Annotated in this window: 20 protein-coding genes; 13 read left to right on the top strand and 7 right to left on the bottom strand. The window is 39.6% G+C overall.

Annotated features, from left to right (window positions below; genetic code table 11):
- Positions 1–670, top strand: a 670-nt coding sequence (locus QT16_RS04270; protein WP_039486429.1) for an IS4 family transposase, incomplete at its 5' end; no start/stop codon positions are given.
- 40 nt (positions 671–710) lie between these two features.
- Here QT16_RS04270 and QT16_RS04265 read toward each other — a convergent pair.
- The gene (locus tag QT16_RS04265; protein ID WP_039486424.1) at positions 711–1,826 is read right to left on the bottom strand and encodes an energy transducer TonB; all 1,116 of its coding nucleotides are present in this window, start codon (positions 1,824–1,826) and stop codon (positions 711–713) included.
- Positions 1,827–2,074: 248 nt separating this feature from the next.
- On the opposite strand from QT16_RS04265, the gene QT16_RS04260 reads away from it, so the two are divergent.
- From QT16_RS04260 to csrA, 6 genes are all read left to right on the top strand, one after another.
- Positions 2,075–2,698 (top strand): GTP cyclohydrolase II, encoded by a 624-nt coding sequence (locus tag QT16_RS04260; RefSeq protein ID WP_002961931.1) that lies wholly within the window; start codon positions 2,075–2,077, stop codon positions 2,696–2,698.
- 81 nt (positions 2,699–2,779) lie between these two features.
- Positions 2,780–3,568: a BPSS1780 family membrane protein gene (locus QT16_RS04255; protein ID WP_024595741.1), complete on the top strand. Its 789-nt coding sequence runs from the start codon at positions 2,780–2,782 to the stop codon at positions 3,566–3,568.
- Positions 3,568–4,020, top strand: a complete 453-nt coding sequence (locus QT16_RS04250) for a regulatory protein RecX (protein WP_039486419.1) — start codon at positions 3,568–3,570, stop codon at positions 4,018–4,020. Before QT16_RS04255 ends, QT16_RS04250 begins: the two co-directional genes overlap by 1 nt.
- A gap of 19 nt (positions 4,021–4,039) precedes the next feature.
- Positions 4,040–6,640, top strand: a complete 2,601-nt coding sequence (gene alaS / locus QT16_RS04245) for an alanine--tRNA ligase (protein ID WP_039486417.1) — start codon at positions 4,040–4,042, stop codon at positions 6,638–6,640.
- 6 nt (positions 6,641–6,646) lie between these two features.
- A complete protein-coding gene (locus QT16_RS04240; RefSeq protein WP_039486415.1) occupies positions 6,647–7,864 on the top strand; it encodes an aspartate kinase in 1,218 nt (405 codons plus the stop codon).
- Positions 7,865–7,955: 91 nt separating this feature from the next.
- Entirely contained in the window at positions 7,956–8,147 is a 192-nt protein-coding gene (gene csrA / locus QT16_RS04235; RefSeq protein ID WP_004587515.1) for a carbon storage regulator CsrA, read from the top strand.
- A 50-nt stretch (positions 8,148–8,197) separates the two neighbouring features.
- Here csrA and QT16_RS04230 read toward each other — a convergent pair whose 3' ends face one another.
- The 3 genes from QT16_RS04230 to QT16_RS20535 form a co-directional block, all read right to left on the bottom strand.
- Positions 8,198–8,665 (bottom strand): YcxB family protein, encoded by a 468-nt coding sequence (locus QT16_RS04230; RefSeq protein ID WP_039486404.1) that lies wholly within the window; start codon positions 8,663–8,665, stop codon positions 8,198–8,200.
- A gap of 134 nt (positions 8,666–8,799) precedes the next feature.
- Complete coding sequence (locus QT16_RS04225) at positions 8,800–8,991, bottom strand: hypothetical protein (RefSeq protein WP_002961938.1); 192 nt, start codon at positions 8,989–8,991, stop codon at positions 8,800–8,802.
- A 58-nt stretch (positions 8,992–9,049) separates the two neighbouring features.
- The gene (locus tag QT16_RS20535; RefSeq protein ID WP_002961939.1) at positions 9,050–9,223 is read right to left on the bottom strand and encodes a DUF1328 domain-containing protein; all 174 of its coding nucleotides are present in this window, start codon (positions 9,221–9,223) and stop codon (positions 9,050–9,052) included.
- 520 nt (positions 9,224–9,743) lie between these two features.
- On the opposite strand from QT16_RS20535, the gene QT16_RS04215 reads away from it, so the two are divergent.
- The 5 genes from QT16_RS04215 to QT16_RS20865 all read left to right on the top strand — a co-directional run bounded on the left by QT16_RS04215 (position 9,744) and on the right by QT16_RS20865 (position 14,230).
- Positions 9,744–9,989 carry an OadG family protein gene (locus QT16_RS04215; protein ID WP_002961940.1) on the top strand — a complete coding sequence of 82 codons (246 nt, stop codon included), beginning with the start codon at positions 9,744–9,746 and terminating at the stop codon, positions 9,987–9,989.
- An 11-nt stretch (positions 9,990–10,000) separates the two neighbouring features.
- Positions 10,001–11,782, top strand: coding sequence for a sodium-extruding oxaloacetate decarboxylase subunit alpha (oadA, locus tag QT16_RS04210; protein ID WP_039486391.1), 1,782 nt, complete (start codon positions 10,001–10,003; stop codon positions 11,780–11,782).
- 13 nt (positions 11,783–11,795) lie between these two features.
- Entirely contained in the window at positions 11,796–12,926 is a 1,131-nt protein-coding gene (locus tag QT16_RS04205; protein WP_002961942.1) for a sodium ion-translocating decarboxylase subunit beta, read from the top strand.
- A gap of 142 nt (positions 12,927–13,068) precedes the next feature.
- Positions 13,069–14,040, top strand: a complete 972-nt coding sequence (locus QT16_RS04200; RefSeq protein WP_024597683.1) for an aldo/keto reductase — start codon at positions 13,069–13,071, stop codon at positions 14,038–14,040.
- A gap of 13 nt (positions 14,041–14,053) precedes the next feature.
- Positions 14,054–14,230, top strand: a complete 177-nt coding sequence (locus QT16_RS20865) for a hypothetical protein (protein ID WP_007583822.1) — start codon at positions 14,054–14,056, stop codon at positions 14,228–14,230.
- A 74-nt stretch (positions 14,231–14,304) separates the two neighbouring features.
- Here QT16_RS20865 and QT16_RS04195 read toward each other — a convergent pair whose 3' ends face one another.
- Entirely contained in the window at positions 14,305–15,618 is a 1,314-nt protein-coding gene (locus QT16_RS04195; protein WP_024597684.1) for a peptidoglycan DD-metalloendopeptidase family protein, read from the bottom strand.
- A gap of 323 nt (positions 15,619–15,941) precedes the next feature.
- Between QT16_RS04195 and tyrS the strand changes: the two genes are divergently transcribed.
- Positions 15,942–17,141, top strand: coding sequence for a tyrosine--tRNA ligase (gene tyrS, locus QT16_RS04190; RefSeq protein WP_007585427.1), 1,200 nt, complete (start codon positions 15,942–15,944; stop codon positions 17,139–17,141).
- Positions 17,142–17,205: 64 nt separating this feature from the next.
- Here the strand turns inward: tyrS and QT16_RS04185 are convergent, their stop codons facing one another.
- Positions 17,206–18,150: a cobalamin biosynthesis protein CobD/CbiB gene (locus QT16_RS04185; protein ID WP_002962555.1), complete on the bottom strand. Its 945-nt coding sequence runs from the start codon at positions 18,148–18,150 to the stop codon at positions 17,206–17,208.
- Positions 18,151–18,858 (bottom strand): 5'-methylthioadenosine/S-adenosylhomocysteine nucleosidase, encoded by a 708-nt coding sequence (gene mtnN / locus QT16_RS04180; RefSeq protein WP_024597687.1) that lies wholly within the window; start codon positions 18,856–18,858, stop codon positions 18,151–18,153. It lies immediately after the preceding gene.
- Positions 18,859–18,895 lie beyond the last annotated feature (37 nt).

The raw sequence follows: 18,895 nt of genomic DNA, 5'->3' as shown, positions 1-18,895 counted from the left end.
TTGGCATCAAACTGGGGAGATGAGGCACTGGCTGATACCAGCAAGGCCCGACTTACAGTATGAAATCATCTCCAGCGCAGGTAAAAATGACCATATCATTGAATTGAAAACCACAAAGCATGCACAAAAAAACTTTCCCGATGTTCCTGAAACAATTAAAGCGAGATTAATCAGCAAAACAATAAAGGGCAAAAGCTACCGTATATTAACCTCGATGACGGATAGATTGCGTTATCCAGGTAATGAAATTGTTGAATTATATTGTCATCGTTGGGAGATAGAACTTGGGTTTAGAGAAATCAAACAAACCATGCTTGATAGCGCATACCATTTAAGAAGTAAGCGTCCAGACATGGTGCGTCAGGAGCTATGGGCCGTGTTACTCGCCTATAATTTAATACGAAGAATAATGACGATGGCGGCGACAGTCACAGGGATATGGCCTAACCAGCTTAGTTTCTCTAGCAGTTCGATGGCTGTCATTCAGTATTTCTCGTCAGTATCTATAATGAGCCCAGGGAACATTCCAATACACTGGCAGCACTTACTCGATACACTGGTCTTATTTAAGCTTCCAGCTAGACGAGAGGATAGAAGATATCCCCGATGGGTTAAGCCAAAACCATCTAAGTATCCCCATAAAAAGAAAGATGCCAGTCAGCTTAACTGACTGGCATTACGCTTAAAGCGCCTTTTTTAATGAGCCGCTTTTAGTGGCGGTTAATTTTAAAGTCGAGTTGTACCTGAGAAATAGCGCTAACAGGTTTGCCATTTTCAAACTTTGGCGCGTAACGCCATTGCTCAAGCGCTGCTTTGGCTGATTTTTCAAATGCGCTGCCGCCTTCAGAGCTAAGTACTTTTGGGTTTTTTACAAAGCCAGCTGCGTCTACCTCAAACTCCATAACAACGCTACCATCGGTACTAAATCTGGCTTTGTTAACTGGGTATTTAGGATTAACACGATAGAGTGGTGTTTGCTCTTGCGATTCTTTCCATGGCACCATTTGAGCGATAGCTAGGCAATGTTTAGTTGCTTCTTCGCTTTTACCTTGCTTTTCGTACAGGCCTACAAGCTTTGAATGAGCTGTTAGCTCTGCACTGTGATCAAAGTTTAAGTTACTATCGAATACAGTAACTATACGGTTTAGCCTTTCAATCGCTTGATTGTATCTTTTACGACCCTCTGCGAATGAGGCCATTAAAAAATCGGCTTTTATGCGCTCTAGTGAGTTTTCAGGTAAGTTTTCTTGGTAGTATTCGTCGGCTTCTTCTAGGTAGTTTTTAGCCTCACGATATTTTTTAGAACTAAATTTTTTAGCCAGTAGCGTTGCAGCTTCAAGTTTCATGTCGGCTACAAACTTAGGGTTATTTTGTGTTTTAGCTATACCTATTACTTGTTCTAAAAAGTTAGCTGCTTTGTAAGCTGATGTTGTGTAGTTAGCTTTTCCGAGCAGTGCATCAACTGTTTCTATTGATTGTTTGCCGTGATTAGCCGCTAAAATAGTATGTGCTTCATCATAAAGTGCAAAACGTTGTTCGTATAGCTCATCGCCGTAGCCTTTAATAGCTTTAGCGTAGTTAATAGCTAAGTTAGCAGTATTGTCGTCGCTTTTACCGTAAACGGCTTTACCTGATGTGTAAGCAAGTTTGGCAGTTTGTTGTACGTTTTCGTCTGCTTTAACTGCTGCTAAATAGCTTTGGTATGCTTGGTTAAATACCGTTTGAGGATCGCTTGCTTGGCTGGCGAATGCTGTAGTGCTTAAAGTTGTTGCGCTTAAAGCAGACAAACTTAAACCTATAAATAAAGCGAGTTGCTGACGTTTCATAATAATCCCTATCGTTGTTTAAAATACAAAATACCAAACGTGCCTATAGGTGTCACTGATTAAGGTAAATCAACGTAAATAACATTGGCGGTTATTTGTATTAATTTATTGCTAATAGTCATTGAAAATAACGCCTGTCGTCGCCATATATTTGCCATAAACAGTCTTGTACTACGGTGTATTTATCCTATTTTGTGATACTATCACTTTATTGTCGTGTCGTAGTTATTTAAATATTTGGATTTGTCGTGGCGCAAGTAAGAGCAAGAGTCCAGCTTAAAGTTGGCAGAAATAGTGATATCCCTGCAGAAATAATCTCATTTACTGATTTAAAAGATGGTAAAGAACATATTGCTATGGTGTTTAATAACGCCGATACAGAGCAAGATGTACCGCTAATTCGTATGCATTCAGAGTGTTTAACAGGTGATGTATTTTACTCATCGCGTTGTGATTGTGGTGAGCAGCTAAATGAATGTATTGAAATGATGCACGAGCAAGGCGGTATTTTATTGTACTTACGCCAAGAAGGCCGTGGCATTGGTTTATACAACAAAATAGACGCTTACGTATTGCAATCGCAAGGTATGAACACCTACGAAGCTAATAATCATTTAGGTTTTGCTGATGATTTACGTGACTTTTCGGATGCGGTATTAATGCTCAATGCGCTTAATTTAAGTCACGTTAAATTAATGACTAATAATCCTAAAAAGCTTAATGCATTAAAAGATGCCGGTATTAATGTTGACTCGGTTGTGGGCACGCATGCGCACATTAAAGCGGGTGTTGCGGGTAATAAATCGTACCTAGAAACAAAAATTAAGCATGGCGCGCATATGTTAGATATTAAGAAAATTAAAAAACCTTAATCATTTAATTACGTTTCGTCTATTAATCCCCCCTTACGCCAAGTTATACTTGGCGTGTTTCGTTTTAAATTAAGAGCAAGTATGTCTACACAATTACGAATTTTTAAAGCCGATGCAGGGCTAAAGTGGTTAAAAGCCGGATGGCTTATTTTTAAAACCCAGCCAGCAACCTTTATTTTTATGCATTTATTTATTGGCATTGTAGGGCTGCTGTCTTTATTTTTACCGCTGCTGCAAGTAGTAGCAGCACTCGCTACGCCATTTTTAACCGCAGGGTTTTACCAAGCGGTGCTTAGTAAGCAACAGGGCGGAAAAATTATGCTAGCCGATATTCTCAAGCCATTTACGGCTAAGGGAAATCGTTTAGGGTTATTACGCTTAGCACTTTACCAAATGGGTGCGGGTATTTTAATGGCGTTACTTGCTAATGGCTTATTTGCCGATGCAGTGGCTGTTATGAGCCAACCAGGACTTGATCCAAACGTGGCGCTAGAACAAATGCTTGAGAGTATTTCGGGCGCGAATGTAATTTTATTTTTTATGGCAATGCTAATTTATTTAACGGCATTTGCGTACGCTGTGCCACTTGTTTATTTTAGTAAAGAAACACGTATTTTAACGGCGCTTAAAAAATCGTTAATGGTGTTTTATCATAACATTTTGCCACTTGGCGTTTTTGGCCTTATTTGCGCATTATTTATGGCGCTTTCGATGTTCTTATCGTTCTTACCACTGTTGATTTTAATGCCGATTTGCTACATTAGCTTTTTTGTATCTTATCAAGCCATTTTTATGCCTGTTGTACCATTAAGTGACGACATTAATGTTAAGCCACTTAGCAGTGAAACAAGCGGACGTTTTGACGCTTAATGGATGATAAATTAAAGCAAAAACTAAAAAACTATGTACTTTGGTTACTAGGGCGCCAAGAATATTCGCGTCGTGAGTTAACGCTCAAATTACAGCAAAAAGAAGCGACAGAAGAGTTTATTGAAACGCTGCTTGATTGGTGCGAAAAGCACAATTTTATTAACGAGCAGCGATACTGTGAAGGCTTTGTAAGAAAACACATATTTAAATGCCACGGGCTTAAGCGAATACAAAGCGAAGCTATGGGCAAAGGGATTGATCGTTCGCTGCTTGAGAGAGTAGTTGAAGAGCTTGAAATAGATTGGTTTGAGCTTGCGCAGGATGCGTACAATAAAAAATATTCGAATACACCGCCAGATCTCGATTACAAAGATAAAGCTAAGCGCGTGCGCTACTTAATGTATCGGGGTTTTAGCTACGATGAAATTAATTTTGCAATGCAAGCACAGTAAATACAGGTGAGACTTTCAAATGCAGCACATGACTACCGCACAAATTAGGCAACAGTTTTTAGACTTTTTTGCCAGCAAGCAACATCAAATAGTACCTTCAAGCTCGCTTATACCGGGTAACGATGCCACGTTGTTATTTAATAATGCCGGCATGGTGCAATTTAAAGATGTATTTTTAGGCGCAGAAAGCCGCCCTTATACACGTGCGACAAGCTCGCAGCGTTGTGTACGTGCTGGCGGTAAGCATAACGATTTAGAAAACGTAGGCTACACTGCTCGCCACCATACATTTTTTGAAATGTTAGGTAACTTCAGCTTTGGCGATTACTTTAAGCAAGACGCGATTAAGTTTGCGTGGGAGTTTTTAACTGAGGTTGTTAAATTACCTCAAGAAAAACTGCTTGTTACTATTTATCACGATGATGAAGAAGCGTTTGAGTATTGGTCAAAAGATATTGGCTTAAGTGAAGATCGTATTATTCGTATTGCGACCTCAGATAACTTTTGGTCTATGGGCGATACCGGTCCATGTGGTCCGTGTTCTGAAATATTTTATGACCATGGTGAGCATATTTGGGGCGGACCTCCGGGCACTGCAGAGGAAGACGGCGACCGTTTCATCGAAATTTGGAACCTTGTATTTATGCAATACAACCGTCAAAGCGACGGTACAATGTTGCCTCTACCTAAGCAATCTGTTGATACGGGAATGGGCCTTGAGCGTATTTCTGCAATTTTGCAGGGTGTGCATTCAAACTACGAAATCGATTTATTCCAAGGCTTAATTGCAGCAGCTGCAAGTGTTACTAACGCGCAAGATATGGACGATAAGTCATTACGCGTAGTGGCGGATCATATTCGTTCGTGTGCGTTTTTAATCTCTGACGGTGTTATGCCATCTAACGAAGGGCGTGGTTATGTGCTACGTCGTATTATTCGTCGTGCAGTGCGCCACGGTAATAAGCTAGGTGCACAAGGTTCGTTTTTCTATAAGTTAGTTGCTGCGCTAATTGAGCAAATGGGGCAAGCTTACCCAGAGCTTGCTAAGCAACAAGAAATTATTGAAAAAGTATTACGCATTGAAGAAGAACAGTTTGGTAAAACACTTGAGCGTGGCTTAGCTATTTTAGAAGAAAGCTTAAGTGACCTTAAAGGCGATATTATACCGGGCGATTTAGTATTTAAACTTTACGACACGTATGGTTTTCCAGCTGATTTAACTGCCGATGTTGCGCGTGAGCGCCAGATGACGATTGATCATCAAGGCTTTGAAGAGTGCATGGCTGTACAACGTAAAACAGCGCAACAAGCGGGTAAGTTTGGTGCTGATTACAATGAGCAATTAAAATCAGAAAAGCTTACTGAGTTTAAAGGCTACGACAGCACGCACCATAGCGCGACAGTGGTAGAAATTTTTGCCGGTGGCGAAGCTGTTCAGTTATTAGAAGATGGTCAACAAGGTATTGTAGTATTAGACCGCACACCGTTTTACGCTGAATCAGGCGGCCAAACGGGCGACACGGGTACTATTACAGTTGCTGGTGGCGAATTTAATGTTACTAATACCACTAAACTTGGTAATGCTTTTGCTCACCACGGTACTGTGCAAGGTCGCATTGGTGTTAACGATAAAGTGGATGCGACTATTGATGATGCACGCCGCGATAGCATTAAGAAAAACCACACAGCTACACATATTTTACACGAAGCACTACGCCAATTATTAGGCGACCATGTAGGTCAAAAAGGCTCACTTGTTCAGCCTGATCGTTTACGTTTTGACTTTTCGCACTTTGAAGCGGTTACAAAAGATGAGCTACGTGAAATTGAGCGTGTAGTTAATGACGAAATTCGTCGTAACTTCGCACTTAATACTGAGCTTATGGCTATTGATGATGCTAAAGCGAAAGGTGCTATGGCGTTGTTTGGCGAAAAGTATGATGACGAAGTACGTGTAGTTACTATTGGCGACTACTCTATTGAGCTTTGTGGTGGTACTCACGTTGAGCGCGCAGGCGATATTGGTTTATTTAAAATAGTGTCTGAAAGCGGTATTGCAGCGGGCGTTCGCCGTATTGAAGCGGTAACTGGTGCTGATGCAGTTGCTTATGTTAGTGAGCAAGAGCAACAATTACATGATGTAGCTGCTTTAGTTAAAGGCGACAGCGCATCGGTACTTGAAAAAGTAACTGCGTTGCTTGAAAAGTCAAAAGGTCTTGAAAAGCAAATTGCGCAACTTAACGATAAGTTAGCAAGTGCAGCTGGCGCTTCTTTACTTGACTCGATTGTTGAAATTAACGGCGTTAAGCTACTTGTAGCAAACGTTGAAGGTACTGAATCTAAAGCACTGCGCGGTATGGTTGATGACCTTAAAAACAAAATTGGCTCAGGTGTTATTGCACTGGGTGTTGCCAGTGGCGACAAAGTAAGCCTAATTGCTGGTGTAACTAAAGACTTAACAGGCAAAGTAAAAGCCGGTGAGTTAGTTAACCACATGGCAGGCCAAGTAGGTGGTAAAGGTGGCGGTCGTCCAGATATGGCACAAGCCGGTGGTAGTGAGCCACAAAACCTTGCTGCTGCACTAGATAGCGTTACAGCTTGGTTAACTGAGCGTACTTAAACCTAAGTGGCGCTTATTGTTCAAAAATTCGGTGGCACTTCGGTCGGCTCAATAGAGCGAATTGAAGCGGTCGCCGACCTTGTTGTAAAAACCAGACAACAAGGACATCAAGTGGTTGTGGTGCTCTCGGCTATGTCGGGAGAAACCAACCGCTTAATTAATCTCGCCAAACAAATTGATACTCGCCCGAGTAGCCGTGAACTAGACGTACTTATTAGCACCGGAGAGCAGGTTTCTGTATCACTACTTGCTATGGCCATCATAAAACGTGGCCACTCTGCTGTGAGCCTATTAGCCGATCAAGTCAATATTTTAACTGATAACATGTTTGGTAAAGCTCGTATTGCAGAGGTTGCTGCTACGCGTTTAAAGCATGAGCTTGAGCATAATCGTATTGCTATTATTGCTGGGTTTCAGGGGCGTGATGTTGAGGGCAACATTACAACGCTTGGGCGCGGCGGCACCGATACATCGGCTGTAGAAATAGCTGCGGCTATAAAAGCTGACGAATGCCAGATCTATACAGACGTTGACGGCGTATATACTACAGATCCTCGAGTTGAACCTAACGCGCGCAGAATGAGCCAAGTTACCTTTGCCGAAATGCTAGAACTGGCAAGTTTAGGGGCGAAAGTTTTGCATATTCGCTCAGTAGAAGCCGCAGGAAAACATAATGTGCCACTTAGGGTGCTTTCGAGCTTTAATCCCGATGAAGGTACATTAATAAGTTTTGAGGAGAACGATATGCCAAGCAAGGTTGTATCGGGGATTGCGTTTAATCGTGACGAATGTTTAATTAAGGTACAAGGTGTGCCAACGGGCACGCAATATCTTTCAAAAATATTGAAACTTTTTGCCGAAAATGGCATCGAAATAGATATGATTAATCAAGTTAATCATAACTTTGAAAAAATAGACTATGCTTTTACTGTGCACTCGAATGATTATCTGCAAGCACTTGAATTATTGAGTGAAGATCAAGCTCAGCTCAGTGCTCAAAATGTAAGCGGATTGCAAGCAGTTGCTAAAGTTTCTGCTGTTGGCATGGGTATGAAATCACATTCTGGTGTCGCTAGTTTATTTTTTGATGCATTAGCGCAGGAAAATATTAATGTGGTTTTAGTCTCGACTTCAGAGATTAAAATTTCAGTTTTAATAGATGAAAAGTACTTAGAGTTGGCTGTTCGTGCATTACACAAGGCATTTTTAACAGAAAATGGATAGATTGCGAGTTTTTACTTACTTTTCAGTCTAATTTTCATTAGTATGTTTAAGCGGAATCTTATAATTTTTATTGGAACATGGGAGCAAGAGAATGCTAATACTAACTCGTAGAGTAGGTGAAACCCTAATGATCGGTGACGAAGTAACAGTTACTGTTCTAGGTGTTAAAGGAAATCAAGTTCGAATCGGTGTTAATGCACCAAAAGACGTATCAGTGCATCGTGAAGAGATTTACATGCGCATACAAGCTGAAAAGTCGAACCCTAATCCGGGCAATGCTTAATCAACACGTATACGTAGTTGAGTAATTAACTCAACTAGTCAAAAAGCCACTCACTGAGTGGCTTTTTTGTTTATAAAGGCGAGTATTTCTGGGGTTAGTATTTGTTTTGAAATGTACTGCATTCCGCTTTTATTTTTAATAATAATACCTTGTTGGGTGTCTATTACTTCGCTTATATTTTGCCATTCTAATTGATAGCTTTTGTAATGATTAGCAGATTTAATACCTTCTTCATCAAAGGTAAGTGTTACCTCAGAGCCTGACGCTCTGCTGAGCATTTGTCTGGTTACCCACCACGGTCTGCGATAGTAAAAAGCGACGCACTCGAGTACCGCTAACATGATCATAAACGATCCTAAGTAATGATCGTCTAAAACATAAATGCCAAATAAACCAAGCGCAACTAACAACACAAGTAAAAAGTATTTAGGTTTTGCACGCTTACTATAAGGGAGTGACTCATCAAAACACTCGTAAAAGTAGGGTTTATCTAATGTGTAGGTGGTTGTGAATGCCATTTTGCCTTGCTTTAAATATCGTTTTTTTTATTTTAACAAGCTAACTGCTAAATGAGCAGCTTTATAGTCAGTGATTTTATTACTGGCACAAAAAAACGGCTCGAAAGCCGTTTTTTTTAGCGGTACAAGAAGAATTAACAGTTAGTTTCTTCAGCGTTCACGCCTTCTTTAACATTTTCACATGCATCTTCAACAGAGTTTTGCACGTCAGTTACTGCTTCGTCGATACGTTCGCCAGCATCTTCTGCATGGTTGTCTTCACAACCCATCATGAAAAAACCTGCAAATACTGCGATTAGTGCTGCTTTTAAAGTTGTAGAGTTCATAGTGTAATTCCTTGTAAGTATTAATTAAATTTTAGTGTTTGTTAGTTGAATGCTTTATCTACCTGGGTGATTTACCACGTAGTGCACCTGAAACTAATGAAATCACTAAAAGTACTAAAAAGATAAAAAATATAATTTTTGCTATACCAGCTGCGGCACCTGCGATGCCACCAAAACCTAACACTGCAGCGATTAAAGCAATAACTAAAAATGTAATTGTCCAGCGTAACATTGTTTTCTCCTTGGTTATCAAATTTGCTCATAATAACTAATGCCAGTTATATGCCAAAGTTTATTTTGTATAAATATCAATTAGTTATGGTTTTTTTGCTGTTATTCTAGTTATTAGTTGGTTAGTAACTTTTACGCTTTGTTATGTAAGTTATTCACACTGTTGCAAATAACTGCTAAATGTTCACTAAATAAACTTGTTTTGGTAAGACCAATTAACAATTGGTGTGTGGCTTTGCATTTAATATTAAGAATTAGTGTTTATTTTTACTTGGCTTGATAGTTAATTAACAACTTCCATATAACTATTAGCTATAGTCGTTATTTCTTGTATGTATTGTAGAGCGCGTGATTGCTGAGTTATAGCATGTAAATTAATGGAGTGTTATGTTGTTTATTGTTTAATTGGTTTTACCAATTTACAAGATGTAGACAAAGCGATTAGTTTTGTTATTATCCAGTGAATAAATATTTAATTAAATCGATTTTTTATTTTCGATATGGGTTTCAAGGGGAGAAAAATGGATATAGGTGCTCTACTCACAACGGCTGGTAACTTAATGCTTACTGGCATGGTTGGGGTGTTTGTATTTCTGTCGATATTAATTGGTGCAGTAACGCTTATGTCTAATTTGGTGACGCGCTTTAGCGAACCTGACGTGGCGACACCAGTTAAATCACCATCTTTTAAATCTCAAGGTGTGCCTAATGAGCACATCGCTGCTATTAGTGCTGCCATTGCTCAGTACAAATCAAATAATAAATAAGGGGCACACACATGGCTAAATTAAAATTAACAGAATTGGTATTACGCGATGCGCACCAATCATTATTAGCAACGCGTATGCGCCTAGACGATATGCTACCGATTGCTAGCAAATTAGACGATGCGGGTTATTGGTCTATTGAATCGTGGGGCGGTGCTACATTTGACTCGTGTATTCGTTATTTAGGCGAAGATCCTTGGGAGCGTATTCGTGCACTTAAAAAAGCGATGCCTAATACTAAGCAGCAAATGCTATTACGCGGTCAAAACTTATTAGGTTACCGCCATTATGCTGATGACGTAGTTGAAAAGTTTGTAGAACGTGCGCATAAAAATGGCGTTGACGTATTTCGTATATTTGATGCAATGAACGATGTTCGCAATCTAGAAACAGCTATTAAAGCGGCTGTAAAAGTAGGCGCTCACGCTCAAGGTACTATTTCGTACACAGTTAGCCCTGTTCATACACTTGATATGTGGCTAACTCTTGCAAAACAGCTTGAAGATATGGGTTGTCACTCAATTTGTATTAAAGATATGGCGGGTTTATTAAAGCCGTACGATGCTGAAAAACTAATTAAAGCACTTAAAGAAACTGTATCTATTCCAATTGCTATGCAGTGCCACGCTACAACAGGTTTAAGTACTGCTACTTACCAAAAAGCAATTGATGCTGGCATTGATATGCTCGATACCGCTATTTCATCAATGAGTATGACTTATGGACATTCTGCGACTGAAACTATTGTATCGATAGTTGAAGGAACTGAGCGCGATACTGAGCTTGATTTAAACCACCTAGAAGAAATTGCTGCTTACTTTAGAGATGTACGTAAAAAATATGCGGCATTTGAAGGTAGCTTAAAAGGGGTTGATGGGCGCATTTTATTAGCTCAAGTACCTGGTGGCATGCTTACAAACATGGAAAACCAACTTAAAGAGCAAGGCGCAGCCGATAAGCTTAATGAGGTTTTACTTGAGATCCCACGTGTACGTGAAGATCTTGGCTTTTTACCTTTAGTAACACCAACGTCGCAAATTGTTGGCACTCAAGCGGTACTTAATGTGCTAACGGGTGAGCGTTATAAAACCATTACTAAAGAAACTGCTGGCGTATTAAAAGGTGAATATGGCTTAACACCAGCACCAATGAATAAAGAGCTACAAGAGCGCGTGCTTGATGGAGCGGAAGTTATTACTTGTCGCCCTGCTGATAACATTGCACCTGAGCTTGCAACGCTTGAAGCTGAGTTATTAAAAGAAGCACAAGAGCAAGGTTTAACACTTGCTGATGATCAAATTGATGACGTATTAACTTATGCATTATTCCCACAAGTTGGTTTGAAGTTTATTAAAAACCGCAACAACCCAGATGCATTTGAGCCAGTACCTTCTGTTGAAGATAAAAGCAGTAAAGCACCTTCTAAATCAGTTTCAAATAGTAACAAAGTGAGGGCTGAGCAATACAGCGTAAAAGTAGATGGTAAAGTTTATGACGTAGTCGTAGCGCAAGGTGGTGAACTTAAGGAAGTAACATTAAAAGACTCTGAGCACATTCCTCAATCTGCTTCGGTTGCATCAGGTGAAACACTTAACGCGCCTCTAGCCGGTAATATTTTTAAGATTAAAGTAAAAGCTGGGCAAGTTGTTAACGAAGGCGATGTAGTGATTATTATGGAAGCCATGAAAATGGAAACTGAAATACGCGCTACGCATACCGGAACAATTGCTGAAGTGTTAGTTAGTGAAGGCGATGCTGTAACTACCGGCGACGCTATGATTTCATTAGCTTAGGAGTAAATAGAGGATGGAAGGTATTTTAAACCTCTGGAATGCGACAGGCATTGCTAACTTTACAATCCCATCGTTAATAATGATTGCGGTAGGGTGTTTATTACTGTTTTTAGCGATAGCTAAAGGCTTTGAGCCACTATTATTACTACCTATTGGTTTTGGTGCAATTTTAACAAATGTACCAGTGGCAGGTTTGTCAGACCCAGGTGGGCTTTTGTACTACGTTTATTATGTGGGTATTGATACGGGGATTTTTCCGCTGTTGATATTTATGGGAGTAGGGGCGCTGACCGACTTTAGCGCGCTTATTGCAAATCCACGCATGTTGTTATTAGGCGCGGCTGCACAGTTTGGTATTTTTGCTACATTGTTTGGCGCTATATTACTTAACTATGTGCCAGGTTTTGAATTTACTCTACAGGACGCATCGGCTATTGCCATTATAGGTGGTGCCGATGGGCCAACAGCAATATTTTTAGCATCTAAACTGGCACCTGATTTACTGGGCGCAATAGCAGTAGCTGCGTATTCATATATGGCACTTGTGCCAATTATTCAGCCGCCAATAATGCGTGCACTAACAACCCCAGAAGAACGTAAAATAAAAATGCCAGAGCTTCGTAAAGTATCTAAAAAGGAAAAGATTATTTTTCCACTTATGGTGCTTAGTTTAACGGCTATGTTTTTACCGGCTGCTATACCGCTGGTAGGTATGTTTTGTTTAGGTAACTTAATGCGAGAGTCGGGTGTTGTTGATAGATTAAGTAACAGTGCTCAAAACGAAATCATCAATGTTACAACTATATTTTTAGGCTTAGCTGTTGGTTCAAAGCTTGCTGCAGATAAGTTTTTAACTGTTGAGACGATTGGTATTTTAGTGCTTGGCGCACTGGCTTTTGCAATTGGTACGGCATCTGGCGTATTTATGGCAAAAGGACTTAACCGAATATCTAAAACGCCTATAAATCCATTAATTGGGGCGGCAGGTGTATCGGCTGTACCAATGGCGGCACGAGTAGTTAATAAAGTTGGCCTTGAAAGTAACCCACATAACTTTTTACTTATGCATGCAATGGGACCCAACGTAGCGGGTGTATTGGGTAGTGCAGTTGCTGCGGGTATTTTATTAGCACTTGTTGGTTAAGAATGTAATTTAAAATAGATTAACCATTAAGCGCAGTTTACTGCGCTTTTTTTTGTTCTTAATTTCTTCGCCTCTTAATGGTTTCTTGTTTAGTGCTTTTTGTTTACAGTAACAGCTCTTCAAAATTTTAAGGATAGTTATCATGCTTCACACGCCTTTAGCAAAGCACTTACCTCACGTTAGTAAACTTGTATTTGGATGTATGGGTCTGGGCGGCGGTTGGAATAAAGACGCAATCACTGATGCACATGTTAAGCAAGCTCATGAATGTATAGATAACGCCATTGAAGGTGGTATTAATTTTTTTGACCATGCTGATATTTATACTTTTGGTAAAGCAGAACAGGTTTTTGGTAAAGCATTAAGTGAGCGACCAGAGCTTAGAGAGCACATGTATATTCAATCTAAGTGTGGGATTCGATTTGAAGATGACTTAGGGCCAAAGCGTTATGATTTTTCCCCAAAGTGGATTGAGCAGTCAGTTGAAGCATCATTAAAACGATTAAATACAGACTATTTAGACGTACTTATGCTGCATCGCCCTGATCCACTCATGGAAGTTAACGAAATTGCTCGCATATTTAGTTGCTTAAAAGAAAGCGGTAAAGTGCGCAATTTTGCAGTGTCTAATATGCAGCAGCACCAAATGAACTTTTTACAACATGCGCTTGATATGCCAATTGTTGCTAATCAAATAGAAGCGAGTCTGCAAAAACATCAGTTTGTTGATGAAGGTGTATATGCCGGTAACAGTGACGGTAAAGACCTTAATTTTACACCAGGTAGTATTGAGTACTGTCGCCATTTTGAAATCCAAATTCAAAGCTGGGGTAGTTTATGCCAAGGCTTGTACAGCGGTAGTGATTTATCAAACGCATCTCAGGCAGATATCAACACCAGTCTTTTAGTTAATAAGCTGGCTGCACTTTATGAAACCTCTGCTGAGGCAATTGTACTTGCATGGTTGCTTCGCCATCCCGCATCTATTCAGCCAATTATTGGAACAACTAATGCTAAACGGATTAAAGCCTCTTGTGATGCTGTAAACGTAGAGTTAACTCGTGAGCATTGGTATGCACTTTATGTAAGCGCTAAAGGCCACGAATTACCATAAGTAGGGCGTTAATATGAACATATTCGTTATTTTAATTGGTTTGTTTGTTGCGCTGGCGATACTTATACCCTTGCTTGAAAAGTATCAAAGTAAAATAGGGCTCAACGGCGCAACCAAATACAGTAAATATATTTGGCCATTAGTGATGGTGTCTTTAGTTATTCAGCTCATTTATGTACTAATGTACTAATGGTTTATAGCGTATACAAAAAAGCCTTTGCAGGTTAAACCTGCAAAGGCTTTTTTAATGTTTATTAATAAACTTTATTTAAGTGCTAACTGTAGCTCGCGATTGCGCTCAAGCTGGGCTATAAAGTTATCAGCAATAGGCTTAAACTTGGCAAGTTCTGAGCGAGGTAATGGCTCTGACTTAGGAAGTTTTACAGTTTTAGGATTACGGTGAACGCCATTTACTAAAAATTCATAGTGTAAATGTGCACCAGTAACACGACCTGTAGAACCTACAGTACCAATTTGTTGGCCCTGTTTAACTTTTTGGCCCGTTTTAACTAGCTTCTTATTTAGGTGTAAGTACTTAGTTACATATTGCGTGCCATGGCTAATAAATACGTAGTTACCGTTGTACTTGCTGTAACCGGCTTTAATTACTTTACCGTTACCAGATGCAACAACTGGTGTGCCAGTGCGTGCTGCAAAGTCGATACCACGGTGCGCTCTAACTTGCCCAGTAACAGGGTGTAAACGGCGAGGATTAAAGCTCGAACTAATATACTTAAAGCTTACAGGTGCACGTAAAAATGCTTTTTTCATGCTACGCCCTTCAGGCGTATAAAAATTGCCGTCGGTATGGCGAATAGCTGCAAAGCGCTGACCTTGGTTTACAAATTCAGCTGCAATAATTTTACCTGTACCAATAAACTCGCCATCAACATAGTGAGACTCGTAAATTAAGCCAAATACATCGCCTTTACGAATGTCGTTTGCAAAATCAACATCCCAACCAAATATGTCAGCAAAGTTCATTATTTGGCGTTCGCTTAAACCTGCTGCAATTGCTGAAGTCCAAAAGTTATTAGATATTTCGCCGCCAGCGGTTTTGGTTAGCGTTTCAATTTCTTTGCTATCAATAGCTGTATCGTAGTTACCTTCTTCGTTTAAGGTAACAAATAAAGTATCGGTTTTTGAAATCACATAGCGCAGTTGAGCTAAGGAGCCATCTTCAGCTGTCGCAAAACTAAGTATTTCACCTGGGTGAATTTTAGTCAGTTTGCGAGTCTCTGCATTAGTGTTAATTAGTTTATGAAGCGTTTGAGCCGAAAAACCAGCACGCTTAAAGATAATTGCTAAATTGTCGCCATTTTTAACTTTATGATCGACAAAGTCGTATTCTGGTAACTTTTCTGCTGCTTGCTCTGAATTTAACTCAGTTAATTTTTCGTTGTTATCAACTTTAACTTGTAACTCATAGCGCTTACCAATTTCTAGTGCATTTGCACTATTGTCTTTGGATGCAGTGGCTTTTTCAGAAGGAAGAAAGGCTAAGCCAACAATAGCAGAAACCAAACCTAGAATAAGCAATTTGTGTTTTTTGGGGAGCGTGTGAACCACGTGAACCATAACGTGCCTTTTTCTGCTGTCAAGATAATAAATACATAATATTGCAGGATATACTTAATAATGTACGAATACTAGTGTTTTGTAGATTTAAACTGACCTTAAACTACGCTAAAATCGGGCTTAGAAAGCCTTTTTTAACGCTCTACCTAGCTAAGACTCAATTGATTTAGTTTAGTTGCATGAATCACTTAAAAAGTTGTTTTAATTAGGTAGAAATTTGTTATGTTAGCTACATCTATTTATTCGGTTTAAACCTTTATTAAACCGTGACTACGCAAGTAACTAGTCGCCCCTTCGTCGGCAGAATTTTGGAGTAATACACAGTGGATTTACAAACCGCTCTAGCAGAGATAAAACGCGGTGCAGAAGAAATATTAATTGAAGACGAACTAGTTGAAAAACTAAAGTCGGGCAAGAAGCTAAAAATAAAAGCAGGCTTTGATCCTACAGCGCCTGATTTACACTTAGGACACACTGTACTAATTAATAAAATGAAAACCTTTCAGGATTTAGGTCATGAGGTTATTTTCTTAATTGGTGACTTTACTGGCATGATTGGTGACCCAACGGGGAAAAACGTAACGCGTAAACCACTTACTCGTGAAGACGTACTAGCCAATGCCGAAACATATAAAGAACAAGTATTCAAAATTCTAGATCCTGCTAAGACCACTGTTGCATTTAACTCTACTTGGATGGAAAAGTTAGGCGCTGCAGGCATGATTAAACTTGCTGCAAACCAAACCGTAGCACGTATGCTTGAACGTGATGACTTTAAAAAGCGTTACGGAAGCGGCCAACCAATTGCAATTCATGAGTTTTTATATCCACTGGTACAAGGTTGGGATTCGGTTGCACTAGAGTCAGATGTTGAACTAGGTGGTACTGATCAGCGCTTTAATTTGTTAATGGGCCGTGAGCTACAAAAAGTAGAAGGTCAAAAGCCGCAAACAGTATTAATGATGCCATTACTTGAAGGTACTGACGGCGTTCAAAAAATGTCTAAGTCGCTTGGTAACTACATTGGTATTACTGATGCGCCTAACGATATGTTTGGTAAAATAATGTCAATTAGTGATGTGCTAATGTGGCGTTACTACGACTTATTAAGTGCGCTTTCTATTGAAGAAATTGCAGCTCAAAAAGAACGTGTTGAGCAAGGTACGAATCCGCGCGATATTAAAATTGAACTAGCTAAAGAGCTAATTGCTCGTTTTCATAGTGAAGCTGATGCACAAGGTGCACATGATGATTTTATTCAGCGTTTTCAGAAAAAAGCGTTACCAGATGAAATCCCAGAGCTAACAATCACTATCGCAGAAGATACTATTTTAATTGCTAACTTGCTTAAAGAAGCAAATTTAGTAGTAAGTACATCAGAAGCAATGCGTATGATTAAGCAAGGTGCAGTTAAACTTAACGGTGAAGATAAAATCACTGATACCAAACTTGAAATAGCAAAAGGCACAACGGCTATTTACCAAGTAGGTAAACGTAAGTTTGCAAACATCACTGTAGCTTAAGCACAGTTTAAAAACTAAAAAACCAGCCTCGGCTGGTTTTTTTTGTGCTCGTATTTTGAGCCCTTTAAATCAATTTTAATATTTCAATGCTGGCTATTACTAACAACCAAAATACACGGGCCTGATTTAACCTATTAATTATTACAGGTACATCCTCGGGTGTAGGTAGTCTATCAGTACCAATACGCATTTTATTAAAGCGAGTACCTAAATAAACTGCAGGCCCGCCCAGCTGCACGCCAAGCGATGCAGAACATGTGCTTAAGAGCCAGCCTGTATTTGTTTGATAAAAATGCCTGCCATAATGCTTTATAAAATGCATGCTTTGTTTGCTTGCTCGACTTGCTGCAATAGTTAAAGCGAGTAAGCGCATCGGAATATATTCAATAATAAACAAGAGTGTTTTAAGCGGTTTTAAAAAGTAACTATTTGGGGGGATATCACTACGCCATGCTTGTTGTATTAAGGTAAGTAACCGATAGGCAAGGGCAGCTATAGGGCCAAATGCTAAAAATATAAATATGACTACGAAATAGTATCGAGCGGTGCGCAGTATTAAGCTCTCAATTAATGCTTTGATAATACCAGCAGATGAAAGCCTATTAACTTCACGGGCAAGCAGTGGCTTTAGTAATTCGCGCGCTGTGGATTTTTGATTTTGTTTAGTTAGCTTTGCAATGCGAAGTGCTTTTTTATCAATGCTCTTACTTTCTAAGCATAAGTATAAAATAAGGCCAGCGAGTAATTCAGGATAAAAAGCAAACTCGAGTAGTAACACTACAATAATGAGAATGACACTTAAAATAAGTGAGCTTGCGAGTATAGCTGCCAAATATTGATAGCTTTTAGGTTCTTTGCTTTTGTATATACGTTTGCCAATAGCACTAAAAACAGCATTTAACGCCGTATTAGGATGATACCAGCTAATAAGGGGAATAAAGCGCTCAGCAAGGAGCGCTAGTATAAAGGCAATAAAGTCCAAGTGATTTTGAACAATATTGCTAAGCATTTACAGAGATACTGCTGTAAGCTTTTCTAAAAGTGCAACAACCATTTTAGATGAGTTGATTGATGCTGTTTCTAGGTATTCTTCAAATGATTGTGGTGACTCTTTACCAGCAATATCAGACATTGAGCGAATTACAACAAATGGTGTGTTTAGCGTAAAACACGTTTGCGCAATTGAAGCGCCTTCCATTTCAACAGCAAGCATTGTAGGAAAATCACTACGTGCTTTATCAATGCGTATAGGGTCACACATAAATGTGTCACCAGTACAAATTAAGCCAACGAGTGTTTTAACATCACTGATTTGTTCGATAGTTTGCTGTGCTGCTTCAACTAATTTAGGGTGTGCTGCAAAGCCTGCCGGCATTTGTGGTACTTGGCCAATTTCGTAGCCAAAAGCAGTTACGTCTACATCGTGGTGACGTACTTCTGACGAAATTACGACATCGCCAACACTAAGAGAAGGATCGAATCCACCGGCTGAGCCTGTGTTAATTATGCAATCAGGTTTGAAGTTATCGATAAGTAAGGTAGTTGCAATAGTTGATGCGACTTTACCAATACCAGATTGAACAAGTGTCACCGTGTTACCAGCCAACTCGCCAGTATAAAAAGTGAAACCTGCTTTAGTTAAAATTTGTGGGTTTTGCATAGCTTCACGTAAAATTTTAACTTCTGGCTCCATTGCGCCAATAATACCAACATTCATAAAGTTTAATTCCTGAGTTTGAATCACTTGATTATAC

The sequence above is a fragment of the Pseudoalteromonas distincta genome, from assembly GCF_000814675.1.
Classification (GTDB): domain Bacteria; phylum Pseudomonadota; class Gammaproteobacteria; order Enterobacterales; family Alteromonadaceae; genus Pseudoalteromonas; species Pseudoalteromonas distincta.
Note: the sequence above shows the minus strand (reverse complement) of the source record. Positions and strands in the feature narration are given on the sequence as shown.